12 protein-coding genes are annotated in these 15,094 nt (G+C 62.1%); 10 read left to right on the top strand and 2 right to left on the bottom strand.

The features are described 5' to 3' along the window. The first annotated feature begins 38 nt into the window (after positions 1-38). The 5 genes from sufC (at position 39) to K7B09_RS06305 (ending at position 6,685) form a co-directional block, all read left to right on the top strand. Positions 39-803: a Fe-S cluster assembly ATPase SufC gene (sufC, locus tag K7B09_RS06325; RefSeq protein WP_223627979.1), complete on the top strand. Its 765-nt coding sequence runs from the start codon at positions 39-41 to the stop codon at positions 801-803. A 1-nt stretch (position 804) separates the two neighbouring features. Next, positions 805-2,046, top strand: a complete 1,242-nt coding sequence (sufD, locus tag K7B09_RS06320; RefSeq protein ID WP_223627977.1) for a Fe-S cluster assembly protein SufD — start codon at positions 805-807, stop codon at positions 2,044-2,046. Continuing rightward, complete coding sequence (locus K7B09_RS06315; RefSeq protein ID WP_223627975.1) at positions 2,043-3,275, top strand: cysteine desulfurase; 1,233 nt, start codon at positions 2,043-2,045, stop codon at positions 3,273-3,275. The genes sufD and K7B09_RS06315 overlap by 4 nt, the downstream gene beginning before the upstream one ends. A gap of 141 nt (positions 3,276-3,416) precedes the next feature. Beyond that, positions 3,417-5,285 carry a CHASE2 domain-containing protein gene (locus K7B09_RS06310; RefSeq protein WP_223627972.1) on the top strand — a complete coding sequence of 623 codons (1,869 nt, stop codon included), beginning with the start codon at positions 3,417-3,419 and terminating at the stop codon, positions 5,283-5,285. After that, entirely contained in the window at positions 5,282-6,685 is a 1,404-nt protein-coding gene (locus K7B09_RS06305) for a M48 family metalloprotease (RefSeq protein WP_223627970.1), read from the top strand. Before K7B09_RS06310 ends, K7B09_RS06305 begins: the two co-directional genes overlap by 4 nt. Before the next feature lie 93 nt (positions 6,686-6,778). Here the strand turns inward: K7B09_RS06305 and K7B09_RS06300 are convergent, their stop codons facing one another. Both K7B09_RS06300 and ubiH read right to left on the bottom strand, forming a co-directional pair. Continuing rightward, positions 6,779-7,981 carry an FAD-dependent oxidoreductase gene (locus tag K7B09_RS06300; protein WP_223627968.1) on the bottom strand — a complete coding sequence of 401 codons (1,203 nt, stop codon included), beginning with the start codon at positions 7,979-7,981 and terminating at the stop codon, positions 6,779-6,781. Then, the gene (gene ubiH, locus K7B09_RS06295) at positions 7,978-9,210 is read right to left on the bottom strand and encodes a 2-octaprenyl-6-methoxyphenyl hydroxylase (RefSeq protein WP_223627966.1); all 1,233 of its coding nucleotides are present in this window, start codon (positions 9,208-9,210) and stop codon (positions 7,978-7,980) included. Before ubiH ends, K7B09_RS06300 begins: the two co-directional genes overlap by 4 nt. Positions 9,211-9,252: 42 nt before the next feature. On the opposite strand from ubiH, the gene K7B09_RS06290 reads away from it, so the two are divergent. Genes K7B09_RS06290 through K7B09_RS06270 form a run of 5 tightly spaced genes read left to right on the top strand, consistent with a single transcriptional unit; the run spans position 9,253 to position 15,092 of the window. Beyond that, positions 9,253-9,822 (top strand): DUF6580 family putative transport protein, encoded by a 570-nt coding sequence (locus tag K7B09_RS06290; protein ID WP_223627964.1) that lies wholly within the window; start codon positions 9,253-9,255, stop codon positions 9,820-9,822. Next, the gene (locus K7B09_RS06285) at positions 9,822-10,373 is read left to right on the top strand and encodes a cob(I)yrinic acid a,c-diamide adenosyltransferase (RefSeq protein WP_223627962.1); all 552 of its coding nucleotides are present in this window, start codon (positions 9,822-9,824) and stop codon (positions 10,371-10,373) included. Before K7B09_RS06290 ends, K7B09_RS06285 begins: the two co-directional genes overlap by 1 nt. Positions 10,374-10,405: 32 nt before the next feature. Next, positions 10,406-11,317 carry a histone deacetylase family protein gene (locus tag K7B09_RS06280; RefSeq protein ID WP_223628716.1) on the top strand — a complete coding sequence of 304 codons (912 nt, stop codon included), beginning with the start codon at positions 10,406-10,408 and terminating at the stop codon, positions 11,315-11,317. Positions 11,318-11,370: 53 nt separating this feature from the next. Beyond that, on the top strand, positions 11,371-13,671 hold the full coding sequence (gene lptD, locus K7B09_RS06275) for an LPS assembly protein LptD (protein WP_223627960.1): 2,301 nt from the start codon (positions 11,371-11,373) through the stop codon (positions 13,669-13,671). After that, on the top strand, positions 13,668-15,092 hold the full coding sequence (locus K7B09_RS06270; protein WP_223627958.1) for a peptidylprolyl isomerase: 1,425 nt from the start codon (positions 13,668-13,670) through the stop codon (positions 15,090-15,092). Before lptD ends, K7B09_RS06270 begins: the two co-directional genes overlap by 4 nt. Positions 15,093-15,094: the final 2 nt, after the last annotated feature.

Genomic DNA, 15,094 nt, shown 5'->3' with positions numbered 1-15,094 from the left:
CTCGGACATCTGCACACAAGAACACACTGGAAACAACCATGCTGAAAATTGAAAACCTCCATGCCACCGTTGCGGGCAAGGAAATCCTCAAGGGTCTGAGCCTCAACGTGAACGCCGGCGAAGTACACGCCATCATGGGCCCCAATGGTGCGGGCAAGTCCACGCTGGGCAATATCCTGGCGGGCCGTGATGGTTATGCCGTGACCGCCGGCAGCATCACGTTTTTCGGCAACGACTTGCTGGCACTGGAACCCGAAGAGCGCGCTGCCGCCGGCGTGTTTCTGGCCTTCCAATACCCGGTGGAAATCCCTGGCGTCAACAACACCTATTTCTTGCGCGCCGCCTACAACGCGCAGCGCAAAACCCGCGGCGAACCTGAACTCGACTCGATGCAATTCCTGAAGAAGGTGCGCGAGAAGCTCGCGGTATTGCATTTGAAAGATGAGCTGTTGCATCGCGCCGTCAACGAAGGATTTTCGGGTGGCGAAAAGAAGCGTAATGAGATTTTCCAGATGGCACTGCTGGAGCCAAAGCTCGCCATCCTCGATGAAACCGATTCCGGCCTCGACATCGATGCATTGAAAGCCGTCGCCGATGGCGTCAACGCGCAGCGCTCGGCGGAACGTTCCTTCCTCGTCATCACCCATTACCAGCGCTTGCTGGACTACATCAAACCCGATGTGGTGCATGTGCTGGCCGATGGCCGCATCGTGGAAACCGGCGGGCCAGAGCTTGCCTTGCAGCTGGAAGCGCACGGCTATGACTGGATCAAGAACCGGCTGACGCCGGAAACGGCAGCCTGAAATGAGTGCGCTTCTGGACTCTCTGGCCGCGGATTTTCAAGGCGATGTCTCCCAGCGGGTTGCGCTGGATGCCTTGCTGCACGACGGTCTGCCGCAGCGCGCGGAAAGCTGGAAATACACTTCCCTGCGGCAGTTGGAGCGGCGCAGCTTCGTGCCGGCACAGCACGTTGCAGTAGAGGCCATGCAACTGGCCGCCATCCCCGAACCACGCATCGTGTTCGTCAATGGGCAATTGGATGCCACACTCAGCAACCTGTCCGGGTTGATCGGCGGCATTGAGGTGCAGGCGTTGTCGCAACAGCCCGATTCCGGCAACGTCATGCCGCTCTCCGCGCGCAGCGACGAGCCATTTGCCCGGCTCAATGCCACGTTGGCACGCGAAGGTGTGTCGATTCACGTGGATGCCGATGCGCACATGGACACACCACTGCATCTTGTCCATGTCGGCAGCGCGCAAAGCAATGGCGATGCGGCGTGGCATCTGCGCCATCGCATCACACTGGGCGAAGGCGCATCGTTGTCGCTGGTGGAACACGAGCTGGCGGTCAGCGAACATGCCCATCTGGGCAATGTCGTGATCCAGGTGCAGCTGGCCGAACGTGCACAACTGGGCCACGTGCGCCTGCAAGATGCGCCGGCACGTGCCAGCGTGTTTGCCCGCACCGATGCCACACTCGCGCAGGATGCGGGTTATCAACGCATTGATCTTGAACTTGGCGCCGGCTTGTCGCGGCATGAATTGAATGTGCAGCTGCAAGGCGACCGCGCCGCACTCAACGCCAATGGCGTGCTGCTGGCCGATGGCCGCCGACATGTGGATACCCGGCTGGGAATCGACCATATTGCCCGCGACACGCGCTGCAATCTGACCTGGCGCGGGCTGGCAGGGCAGCGCGGCAAGGCGGTATTTCATGGCGGCATCACCATCCATGCCGGCGCGGACGGCAGCGAAGCTGCGCTTGCGAACAAGAACCTGCTGCTGTCTGCCGATGCGGAAATCGACACCCAGCCGGTGCTGGTGATTCATGCCGATGAGGTCAAAGCGGCACATGGCGCCACCGTGGGGCAACTGGATGCCACTGCACTGTTTTACCTGCGCTCGCGTGGCCTGCCGGAAGCACAGGCCAGGGCGTTGTTGACCGGCGCGTTCTGCCACGAAGTGGTCAACGGGATTGCCGATAGCAGCACGCATGCCGCGTGTGCAGCGGCGCTGGAGCGGGCATTGGTACGGGTAGGGGCATGAGTATGGATGCCGCCGCTATCGACTGGGCCTCGGTGCGTGCCGACTTCCCCCTGCTCACCCGGCAAGTACACGGCAAGCCGCTGATCTATTTCGATTCGGCCAATACCGGGCAAAAACCGGCGTGCGTGATCAGCGCCACCGACGATTTTTATCGCCATCACAATGCCAATGTCAGCCGTGCAGTGCACGCGCTGGGCAGTGAGGCCACCGAGGCGTACGAAGGCGCACGCAGCAAGCTGGCGCGCTTTTTCAATGTCCGCAGCGACGAGTTGATCTTGTGCAGCGGCACCACCTTTGCCATCAATCTGGTGGCGTATTCCTGGGCACTGCCGCGCCTGCAACCCGGTGACCGCATCCTGGTCACGCGCATGGAGCACCACGCCAATATCGTGCCGTGGCAGCTGATCGCCCAGCGCACCGGCGCTACGCTCAAGGTGGCTGAACTGCTGCCCGATGGCGCACTGGATCTGCCTGCACTGTATGCGGCGATGACGCCCGACGTGAAAGTGCTGGCACTGGCGCACACCTCGAATGTGCTGGGTACCGTCAACCCGGTGGCGCATCTCTGCAAGGAAGCGCGCAAGCGCGGCATCATCACACTCATCGACGGCTCGCAGGCCGCACCGCACATGCCGGTGGATATCACCGCGCTGGATTGTGATTTTTATGCCATCACCGGCCACAAGATGTGCGGCCCCACCGGCACCGGTGCACTGTGGGCACGACGCGAACACATCGACGCCATGCCGCCGTTTCTGGGGGGCGGCGAGATGATCAAGGAGGTGCGTTTCGATGGCACCGTGTTCAACGAAGGCCCGCACAAATTCGAGGCCGGCACGCCCAATATTGCCGGTTTCGTGGGCCTCGGCGCGGCGGTGGATTACCTCTCGCAGCTGGGCATGGCCCATATCGAAGCGCGCGAGCAAGCCTTGCTGGCGTACTTGACCGAGGCGCTGCACGGCATCGACGGCCTGCACATCTTCGGCCGTGCGCCGCGCAAGGCGGCGGTAGTGAGCTTTGCCATCGACGGCACCCACTCGCACGATCTGGCCACCTTGCTGGATCTGGAAGGCGTGGCAGTCCGCTCCGGCCAGCACTGCGCGCATCCGCTGTTGCAGTGGCTGGGCGTGGGCACCACCTGCCGTGCATCGCTTGCGTTCTACAACACCCACGAGGAAATCGACGCCTTCATCGTGGCATTGCACAAGGTGCGCAAATTGCTGGGTTGATTTTCGGCTAGCCGCTTGGCCGCAACCGCCCATGCATGCAAGATGTCCGCTCACGGCCCCTGTTCACGCATTGCAACCTCGATCGGGGACACCGGATCAGGGACACTGGGCGAACCGGCCGGCAACAGGGGATGAAATTGCATGGGACGCAAGCGGCTGCGCGCGGCACAAGCCCATTTGGACGCCACCATGGCCACCCTTGCGGTGTGGTTCATGGATCAATGGGCCAAAATCGAACGCGGCTATCGGCGGCCCTTGACGTGGGTGGCGCTCAAGTTGAAGTTCGCGTTCTATCCCCTGCTGGCCTGCGCTGCATTGGGTTGGCTGAGCTGGGATTGGACGCATGGCCGCAGTCTGGATTCGGCCGAAGACAGCGTGTTCGACAGCATCGTGCAGTGGCGGCCGGTGGAGCCGCAGCCCTCGGGCAGGACCTTCGTCGTGGAAATTGATGATTGCTCGCTGGAGTGGACCCGGGCGCAAGGCATTGGTGGCTGGCCATGGCCACGCACAGTGCATGCGGACTTGCTGGATACGCTGGATCGTGCCGGCGTGCGCGCGGTGGGAGTGGATGTCATGTTCCTCGACCCGCACAAGGACGACCCGGATGGGGATGCCATGCTGGATGCGGTGGCAGCCGGCGGGAATGGACGTTTCATGTTTGCGGCATCGCGCCAAGCGGCGGATTTTGATGCCGCCTCACCTCTGCATGCTGCGCAAATTGCAGGGGCTTATGCGCTGGATGCAAAGGCGCATGCTCCCGGCCCGCCGGTGGCGGTGTATCTGCCGTTTGGTGCGTCCATGGCCAAGCACTCGGCGATTACCAATGTCAGCCGTGGCCAGGACGGCGTATTGCGCGATGTGCCGCTGCGCGAAGTGGTGGATGACTGGGCGCTGCCGACACTGCCGGCACGGCTGGTGTCGCAACTGACACGACAACGCGCGGCATCGCTACCCGATCATGTTCGGGTGAATTGGCGCCGCAACAGCCGCATGCCCTACATCAGTGCAGCCGATTTACTGGCTGGCAAACCCGTGTGTGAAGCGCCAGGCAGTAAGCTTCCAGACTTGCGCGGCTCCGTGGTGCTGGTCGGCTATACCGCCGCCGGCATCAGCGATACCAAACCCACTCCGGTAAACGCGGCGATGCCCGGAGTGGAAGTCTGGGCCGAAGCCACCGATGCACTATTGCACGGTGGCGTGGTTTGGATGCCGCCCAGCAGTTTCAAATACCTGCTGGCCTCGCTGCTATTGATCTTGACCACCTATGCGTTTTGGCGCGGCGAACCGCATGAAGATGTGGACGGCGTGTTCGTCGCTGTCAATGGCCTGCTGTTGACCGGCGCGGTGATCGGCCTGACATTTTTTGGCGTGTTCGTCGATATTTTCGCCAGTATCGGCTTTGTCAGTCTTTGTTTTGGCGTTTGCCGCATGTATGCGGCGATCCAACGCGGTCGCGCTATCGGCAATAATGATTTTCGTGATGAATACGACCCCGATCGCTACCCGTGGCTGGCGATGGTGCGCTTGCGATATGTCAAAGCCGACGGCCTGACTCCCTTCGAAGCCGTGCGCGGCAAGCGCGAATACCGCCGTCTGCTGCGCAGGCAGCTGTATGCCGGTGGGGATGCGGTGATGATTGAAGGCATCGTGGAGCGCAAGAGTTGGCTCCACGAAATCCTCGACGACTTGATGCTGCTGATCTGGAGCGGGGCCGACCGCAGCAGCGTTCTGGAGCAGGTCAAGTCGGACCTGGATCGTCTGCATCAGTCGTTGAATCAGGGCGAACACCCGCTGGATGAGCACGGTCAAGTCATGCTGTGCATCTCGGTCGCCGAAATCGACGACCATCACGACGATACTACTCGCGGCGAACGCATGCGGCTGCGTGAATTATTGGGGCAGGACCTCAACGCTACTGACGAATTTGCCCTGTGTGCCGATAATCGCGAAGCACTCGATCCAGCGCATACTTTGGTCATCGACGACACCTCAGAACCGGATCTTCCATGAAGAACCTCCAGCGCCCGCGCGATCCATCCTCCCGGTTTGCACTTGCCTTGGCCGCTCTGTTGCTGAGCGGCTTGTTGGCTGCGGCTACGCCCACGCCACAGGTAACACCGGCCACCATTGTCAAACCCAGTGTGCAGGTGCACAGCAAACCGGATTTCGCCTCCCCGGCAGTTACGACGCTGACCGAGAACGCACAAGTCAACGTCACCGGTCAGCAAGGCCTGTGGTTCAAACTGGGGTTAGACGGCGGCAAGTCCGGCTATGTGCGGGTCAATGAGATTCGGGTGGCCTACGGCAGCAAGGAAACCGGCGGCTTAGGCAAGGCGTTGTTCACAGGCAAGGCTGGCAAGGGCCGAGTCACCGAAACCGCCAGTGTGCGCGGGCTGGATGAAAGTTCACTGAAAGCCGCCGCGTTCAACCCGGTGCAACTGCAGCAGATGGAGTCCTACCGCGCCAGCCCGGAGGCCGCCGAGCAAGCAGCCACCAAACAAGGCTGGAAAATCACCGACGTGGCTTACGCCGAGGAATACCAGCCGGAGAGTAGCAAGCCGAAGAAAAAAGGGTTCTTCGGGAAATTCAAATCGGATGACGGCAGCAGCAAGGCCACCCAGGCCGAAAAGCGCGAACGTTTCGCGGCGGCGCGCAATTTGTTGGGCTTTGTAAATCCCGGGCTTGCCAACACGGCCGCCTCGGGCGATGCGTTGATTGGCAAATCGGATGCAGAGGTGAGCCAGGAAGAGCTCGAACTCGGCCCGATGATCGCCGGCCGCGTGCTTGGCGCAGCACCGTTGGTCAAGGATCCTGCGATGCAAAAACGAGTCAACCTGGTTGGCCGATGGGTGGCGTCACGCACCAGCCGGCCTGGCCTGCCGTGGACGTTTGGCGTCATCGAAGACAACGAAATCAATGCCTTCGCTGCGCCAGGGGGTTATGTATTGATCACCCGTGGCCTGTATCAATTGTTGACCTCCGATGCGGAGCTGGCCGGGGTGTTGGGCCATGAAATCGGCCACGTGGTGCAACGCGACCACTACGAGGTCATTCGCAAGCAGGAGAAGCTGGGCGCGGCCGGTGCCATCGCCTCCAGTCAAATTCATACCGGCGGCGGTGTCGCAGGCAGCCTTGCGCGTAGTTACATCGAAAAGAACGGTGCAGCAATCATGCTCACTGGTCTCGACCGTAGTGCCGAGTTCCGCGCCGATCACGCCGCCGGCATTTATCTGGCGCGCTCTGGCGGCAATCCACTGGCCTTTCTGGCCGTGCTGCAAAAAATGGCGGCACTGGGTTCGGCGTCGCCTGCCATGGCAACGCTGTACAAAACCCACCCGCCACTGGACAAGCGCATGGATGCCGTGGACAAGCAGGACAATGGTGAACTGGCAGCGTACTTGGATCGCTGAACATGCTGCCATCCCAGCCATTGCTGCAGTCCATGTGGCGCAGCAACTGCAACTGATGGTGGTTATCCGAAGGTGAGGTGATGGTTCGCGCCATCACTTCCCGGCCGCATGCCGCCACAGCGCGCGGGTCAGCGGTGGCAATCGGCCTGCGATACCCAAAAGTGAGCCGCGCAACAAGGTGGGCAGCAGCGCATCGTTGCTGTACACGCGATTGATGGCTTCAAACGCATGCGCACCCAGCGCATTTTCACTTCGCCGCGTGCGCGCCCAGCGTGCCAGTCGCGCCGGTGAGGTGATATCCCCACCGTTGGCTTGGGCGGCGCCAAGCGTGGTCTGCAGTGCAGCCACATCGCGCAGACCGTGGTTCACGCCTTGCCCTGCCAATGGGTGCATCACATGCGCGGCATCCCCCACCAAGAGCACCCGGTCCTTGACCTGGGTGTGCGCCAACTGCCGGCGCAGCGGAAATGCCGCACGCGCCGACTGCAAGCTGAGCGCACCCAGTTCGCCGCCAAATGCAGTCGATAATTCATTCTCGAACTGCGCTGGCGGTGTATCCAGCAGCCGCTGCGCTTCCGCAGTGGGCAATGTCCATACGATCGAGCCCAATCGCGCATCCAGCACGGCATCGCCATCGGCTGAGAACGGTAAAAATGCCACCGGACCTGTGGGCAAAAAACGCTGCCAGCAGGTGCGCCGATGCGGAATCTCACTGGCGACGAAGGCCACCAATCCACGCTGCTGGTAATCGTGCACAGGGGCTTCGATGCCGGCGAGCCGGCGCAACGCCGAATGCCCGCCATCGGCGGCGATGGCCAACTGTGCCTCCAGTACCAAGCCATCATCCAACCCGATGCGCACACCTGTATCCAGCTGCTCCAGCTGCTCCACCCGCGCCGGGCAGTGCACGCGCACGCCTGCGCCCGGTAGTGCCTGCCAGAGTGCATCCACCAGCACCGCATTTTCGACAATCCAACCCAGTTGCCGCTCGCCCAGTGCGTCGGCATCAAACACCAATGGATCACCACTTGCCGCATCCCACACCCGCATCCCGCGGTACGGCTGCGCACGCGCAGCCAACACCTGCGCCCACACGCCCAAGCGCGCAAGCAAGGCAGCGTTATCTGGCGCGAACGCAAACACCCTGAGATCACGCTGCTCACGTGTCCATGCGGTGGGGCGCTGTGCTTCCACCAACGCCACCTGCAAGCCTTCGCGGGCCAGCATCAAGGCACTGGCGGCACCAACCACGCCGCCGCCCACGACCACCGCATCCAATCTGCCGCGCCGGCTCATGCCACCTTCCCCCTGCACAGTGCGGGCACATCACCGCGATAGCCCATCGCGCCGCCCACCAGCCAGCCCTGCAAGCCACCGATGGCATCCCCGGCCAACAAGCCGGCGCTGCGCAGTGGACGCAGCCAAGCGGCATCATTCGAGGTGAATTTTGCCAAGCCATCGGAGAACGCCAAGGTGCGCGTGCGGTCTTCCGTACGCCGCAGCGCATACCGTCGCAGCACGGATTCATCGCCCGGATCCTGTTGCGCATCGGCAATGCATTCGGCCAAGGTCAGCGCATCCCGCAGGCCCAAATTGAACCCTTGCGCACCCAATGGGTGAATGGCTTGTGCAGCATTGCCCACCAGCACCGCACGCGGCGCCACCAAGGCGTCGGCCACACAGCGCTGTATCGGATAGGCGCTACGCGGACCCACCTCCAGCAAGCGCCCCGCGCGCCAGCCAAACACAGCCTGCACACGCGCCAGAAACGCGGCGTCCGGCAAGGCGGCCACGGCGTCCGCATCGGCACTGGCCACCCCATGCACCATGCCGTAATAGCCATCACCACGTGGCAACAATGCGGTGGGGCCGGTCTCGGTCAAGCGCTCGAAGGCGCTGCCATCCGGCGCACGCCGGGCGCGCAGGCGGGCCACGAACAAGGTTTGGCCGTAGTCGTGATCCTGGGTGCCGATCGCCAATGCACGGCGCACTTCACTGCGGTTGCCATCGGCGGCCACCAGCAGCTTGGCACGCACCTCGCGCTCGCCCGCGGCATCGGCAATCCGCACGCTGCGCAGGCCAGCGTCGATTGGCCCCACCCCCAAAAACCGCGCCGGACGGTAGCGGGTCAATTGCTTCAGCTGTTGCAAGCGCGCTTCCAGCGCCTCGCCAAAATCACGCGCCACCACCACCCGTCCGAATTCACTGCGGCCATAGGCGCTGGCCTGCAATTGGATACGGCCAAAATCACCCGCACGGCTGATATGGATCCGCCGAATACTGCCGGTGGGCGCGCGCATCAAGGCCAGCACACCCAAAGCTTCCAGCGCGTGCAGCGTGGCCTCGGCAAAACTGAGGTTGCGCTGGTCGAATACCGGCGGCAGCGCGCCCGTTGGAGCAGCCTCTACCATGCCCACATCCAACCCCAGCACATCCAGCGCGATGGCCAAACTGGCGCCCACCAAACCACCACCGACAATCACTACGTCGTGCGCCGGGGAATCACTACGAAGGTCTTGAGTCATTGCGCTATGCTAACGGCTTCGCTGCAACCAACGAATACCGCCATGAACCGTCCCGCTTCAATGACTGCCTCCGGCCCGCTGGTGCTGGCTGCGCTGATCTTCGCTGCCGCCCTGACCCGGGTGTTGCCGCATCCGCCGAATTTCTCGCCGATTGAAGCGGTCGCGTTATTTGGCGGCGCGTATTTCGCCAAACGCAGCTGGGCGCTGATCGTACCGTTGGTCGCGATGTTTGCCTCCGATTTGGTGCTGGGGCTGGTCAACGGCGGTATTTACTGGAGCTATTTCGCCAGCGCCGGTTATCTGACGGTGTATGCCTGCATCGCGCTGTCCACCGTGCTGGGCTTTGGCCTGCGCGGCAAGGTTGCTGGTGGCCGCGTGCTGGGCTATGCACTGGCGGGGTCGCTGCTGTTCTTCGTGGTCACCAATTTCGCCACCTGGCTGGGCAGCAGCATGTACCCGCAGAACGCGGCGGGCCTGCTGGCAGCGTATGTGGCCGGCATTCCGTTCTTCCAGTGGACTGTACTGGGCACCTTGTTCTACGCCGGCCTGCTGTTTGGTGGCTTCGAGCTGCTGCGCCGTGCCAACCCGGCGCTGCGCGCACAGACGGTCTGATGGGCAACCGGCTTTCCAGGATCTACACCCGCACCGGTGACGATGGCAGCACCGGGCTGGGGGATGGCACCCGCGTGGGCAAGGATTCGGCGCGGGTGGAGGCCTATGGCACCGTTGATGAAGCCAATGCCTGCATCGGCCTGCTGCTGGCCACGGACATGCCGGAAACCGTGCGTGACTTGCTGACCCGCATCCAGCACCAGTTGTTCGATCTGGGTGGCGAGCTGTGCATCCCCGGCCATGCGGCGATTTTTGATGCGGATATCGATGCGTTGGAAGCGCAACTGGACCAGTTCAATGAAGGTCTGCCGGCGCTGAAAGAATTCATTCTGCCCGGTGGCGGCGAAGCGGCCGCACGTTGCCACATCGCCCGCACCGTGGTGCGCCGGGCCGAACGCCGCACGGTGGAGCTGGCGCGGCTGGAAAACGTACGCCCGCAGCCAGTGCAATACTTGAACCGGCTCTCCGACTTGCTGTTTGTACTGTGCCGCGTGCTGGCACGCGCCAGTGGCCATGGCGAAGTGCTGTGGAAGCACGAGCGCCGCAAGTAATCCCCCAATCCAAGCCCTGCGCCAGCCTCGTGATTCAGGTTTACACCCACCCCGCGTGCCTCGCACACGATACAGGCCCCGAACACGTTGAGCGCCCCGCACGCCTGAGCACCGTCTTGCGCGCACTGGAAACCGCGCACCCCGACATCGACTGGCAACCAGCCCCGCGCGCAACCCGCGGGCAATTGCTGCGCGTGCACGATGAAGCGCTGCTGGCCACCGTGCTGGAAACCGCGCCACACGGCTTGATATCGCTTGATCCAGACACCATACTCTCCCCCGGGTCGGGGGAGGCCGCCTTGCGCGCCGCCGGGGCCGGCGTGGCGGCGGTGGATGCCGTGCTGGAAGGCCGCACCCAGCGCGCATTCTGCGCAGTGCGCCCGCCCGGCCATCACGCTACCGCCAGTGCCGCGATGGGCTTTTGCCTATTCAACAATATCGCCGTGGCCGCGCGTCATGCGCTGGATAAACACGGGTTGGAACGGGTGGTGGTTGCCGATTTCGACGTCCACCACGGCAATGGCACGCAAGCCATCTTTGCCCAGGAACCCCAGCTGCGCTTTGCCAGTTCCCACCAATGGCCGCTCTACCCCGGCAGCGGTGCACACAACCAAACCGGCATCGGCAATATCGCCAACGCCCCCCTGCCAGAGGGCGCAGGCAGCGCCGCGTTTCGCGCCGCGTGGCAAACCGAGCTGCTGCCATTTCTGGATGCCTTCAAGCCGCAACTGGTGCTGATTTCTGCCGGCTTCGATGGCCACCAGCGCGACCCACTGGCGAATTTGCAGCTGGATGCCAACGATTACGCATGGATCACCCGCGAACTGGTCGTGATTGCCAACCGCCATTGCGGCGGCCGGGTGGTTTCGATGCTGGAGGGCGGCTACGATTTGACCGCACTGGCCGAGTGCAGTGTGGCCCATGTCGACAGCTTGCGCTGGTAACCGTTTGCCGCTTCCGGCAAGCTAGACACCCGTTTTTCGTTTCTGGATCGCCCGTGCGCCCAGCCCTGCGCCTGCTACCCCTGACTTTGTGCATCGCCGTTTCGCTGCAAGCCCATGCCGCGGATGGCAAATCAGCACCGACCTACAAGCTGTGCCCGCTGGTGGATGCGGTGCCTGCATTCGAGGATGTGCAAAAGGCACCGGAAGGCCTGAACATACTGAACAACAACCAATTGCCCACCGATTTGGAGGGTGACTTGCTCTCTGGCACCGAAGCCAACCCGGTGTTCAACGGCAATGTCACCATGCGCCGGGGCGATCAGTTCATGGGGGCCGATCAACTGACTTTCGACAAAGCGCAAAACCGCTACAGCGCCGAAGGCAGCGTGCGCTATCAAGCGTCGGGCTTGCGCATGCGGGCAGCGCGTGCCGAAGGCGACCAGAACTCCAATACGCACACCATGCAGAATCTGGAATACCAGTTGCTGTCGCGACGTGGCAATGGCAAAGCCCAGAGCCTGAACATGGCTGGAGATATTGGCAGCTTGTACGGTGCCACTTACTCCACCTGCCCGCCGGAGGAGCGCAATTGGGAGCTGCGCGCCAACCGTATCGACATCAATACCGACACCAATATGGCGGTGGCGCATGGTGCCACGCTGCGGATTGGCAAGATCCCGGTACTGTATTTGCCGTGGTTCATGTTTCCCACCAATGAGGATCGCCGCACCGGTGTGTTGCTGCCGTCGATGTCCAATTCCAACCGCAACGGGTTCGATTATCGTCAGCCCATCTATCTGAATCTTGCACCGAATTACGATGCCACCCTGATGCCGCGCTGGATGAGCAAACGCGGCGGCGCAATGAGCGGGCAGTTCCGCTATCTCAACGAGGCCGGCAACGGCACCGTGGAGGCACTGTGGATGCCGAACGACAAGCTGCGTGATCGCAGCCGCTGGTTGGGGCATTTTGACGGTATCCAGAATCTGTCGCCCAACTGGCAATTCCGTGCCGACATCAATTGGATCAGCGATCCGCGCTACTACGAAGACTTCAACAACAATATTGACGGGCTATCACAAGTCACCTCCTACAGTTCGGTCGGTGCGTATGGCCGCGGTCAGGAATGGAGCGCCGGGGTGAGTGCCGATCACTGGCAGCTGGCCGATTTCACACTGGGCAAAAACATCCTGCCTTATGACCGCCTGCCACGCGCCTTCGCAAGCTGGGAGCGGCACATGAACAGTGCGCTACAGTTCGGTGTTGATGCCGAGGCCGTGCGGTTCCATCACCCGGTGTACGCCGCCGGTTCACGCCTGGATCTCAAACCGTGGATCAGCGCACCACTGGAAGGGGATAGTTGGTTCCTGCGTCCCACGTTGGCTTATCGTTTTACCGGCTATTCACTCGATCACTCACTGGGACAAACGCTGGGCGACAACTCGCCTTCGCGTGGGCAGTCGATCTTCAGTCTGGACACCGGCCTGTTCTTTGATCGCGACATGCAGGTCAAAGGCAAGGACTATCTGCAAACCATCGAGCCACGCCTGTTTTACCTGAACGTGCCCTACGTCAATCAGGCCGATATGCCGGTGTTCGATACCCAACCGTTGACCTTCAGTTGGAATCAGTTATTCCGCGACAATCGCTATTCCGGTGCCGACCGTCAGGCCGATGCCAATCAGCTCACTCTGGCGATCAGCACCCGCATGATTCGCCAATCGGATGGCCATGAGCGACTCTCGCTGAGCCTCGGGCAAATCCGCTACTTCGCAGACTCGCGCGTGCGCCTGCCGAATGAGCCGATCACTGAGCAAGGGCGCTCAGCCTGGGTGGTGGACGCCAATTACGCCCCCACCGACCGCTGGACGATTGGTGCCTCCTACCAACGCGATCCCAAATTCAACCGCACCGATCTGGCCAGCGTGCGCGCCCGTTATCTGCTGCCCAACCAAGGTGTGTTCAACTTGAGCTATCGCTATCGGCGCGCACTGCTGGAACAGGTAGACGCATCGTTCCTGTACCCGATCAACGAGCGCTGGAGCATTGTCGGTCGCCAATACTATTCACTGCGCGACAGCAAAACGCTGGAAAGCCTGGCTGGCGTGCAATGGGACAGCTGTTGTGTTGCCGTTCGGGTTGTGGCCCGCCGCTACGTGCAAAATCGCGCTGGCGATCTCGGCAATACCCTGATGTTCGAAATCGAGCTGAAGGGCCTGGGCTCAGCCGGCCAAGATACCCAGCGCGCCTTGCGCCGGGCCATCCTCGGCTACAATCGCGATGATTTGTACTTGGTGCCGCCGCAGATTGCGACGGGCCAGCCTTCCACGCAGGACAACACGAAAATTCCATGACCTCCAGCCATCGCTTGTGTGCCCCTTACTCCCTGCTGGCGATTGTGTTGCCGGTGCTGCTGTTCACTTCTGGTGCACAGGCGCAGGACTACGCAACTCCACAGCCAGTGGATCGCATCGCGGCCGTGGTCAACGAAGACGTGATCTTGCGCAGTGAGCTGGAGCGCGCGATTGCCAATATCCGCACCCAATACGCCGGTCGCGAAAACCAACTCCCACCGGCCGATGTGCTGCAGCGCCAGGTGTTGGAACGCCTGATCTTGATGCGTCTGCAATTGGCGCGTGCCACGGATGCCGGGATCACGGCCAGTGACGAGGATTTGGAGCGCGCGGTGCAGGGCGTGGCGCAGCAAAACAACATGAACGTGGATCAATTGCGCGAGCGCATCGGCAAGGACGGCATGAGTTTCGCTGATTTTCGCAACAACCTGCGCGATGAAATCATCACCCAGAAACTGCGTCAGAGCTTTGCTCAAGGCCGCATCAATGTCAGCGAAGGTGAGGTGGACGCCGCGATGGCCAATGCCTCGGCCGCAGCCAGCCAGCAGTTCCACCTGGCCCACATCCTGATTGGCACACCCGAAGCAGCCACCCCCGAGCAGATCGCCACCGCGCAGAAAAAAGTCGAAGGCGTGAAGAACCTGGTCGAAAAAGGCGAAATGACGTTTGCCGCCGCTGCGGTGCGTTATTCCGATAGCCCCAACGCGCTGGAAGGCGGTGATCTGGGCTGGCGTGGCCTGAATGAAATCCCGCCTGCATTTGCCTCTGCCATCACGCAGATGAAGGATGGCCAGGTCATCGGCCCGATCCGCGGCTCCAGCGGCTTCCAATTGGTGCAACTGGTTGGCAGCCGCACGCAAGCTGCCGGCAGTGGTGAAAAAGTTACCCAATATTCGGCGCGTCAGATTCTGGTCAAAGTGGATGACAAGACCGACGATGCCGCCGCCAAGGCCAAAGCCGATACGCTGGCTGCGCGCCTAACTGGCGGAGCCGAGTTTGCCAAGGTCGCCGCCGAAAGCTCGGACGATGCCACCACCCGCCGCCGTGGTGGTGATCTTGGCTGGGTGGGTGCGGATACCTACGGCACCGCCTTTGGCATGCAACTGGCATCCCTGTCCGATGGCCAGACCTCCGCACCGTTCAAAACCGATGCCGGCTGGGTGATTGTGCAGCGTATTGGCACCCGCGAGATCGCTGCCGGTGACGAAAATCTGCGTGCGCAAGTGCGCGAGACCATTGGTCGCCGCAAGCTGGAAGAAGAGTGGAACCGCTGGCTACGTGAAATGCGTGGCGAAGCCTATGTGGATACTCGCGATGAACAAGGCAAGTCCACGCGTCCGGCGCTGCCGGAAACCCCCAAGGAGCAGCACAAGGTGACCCCGGTTGACGTGCATCCGGAAGGAACCCGTCGGGAGTTTTGATT

Origin of the sequence: Thermomonas beijingensis (genome assembly GCF_020034655.1) — a bacterium.
In the GTDB taxonomy this organism is placed as follows: Bacteria; Pseudomonadota; Gammaproteobacteria; order Xanthomonadales; family Xanthomonadaceae; genus Thermomonas; species Thermomonas beijingensis.
This window is presented reverse-complemented; position numbering and strand designations above follow the sequence as displayed.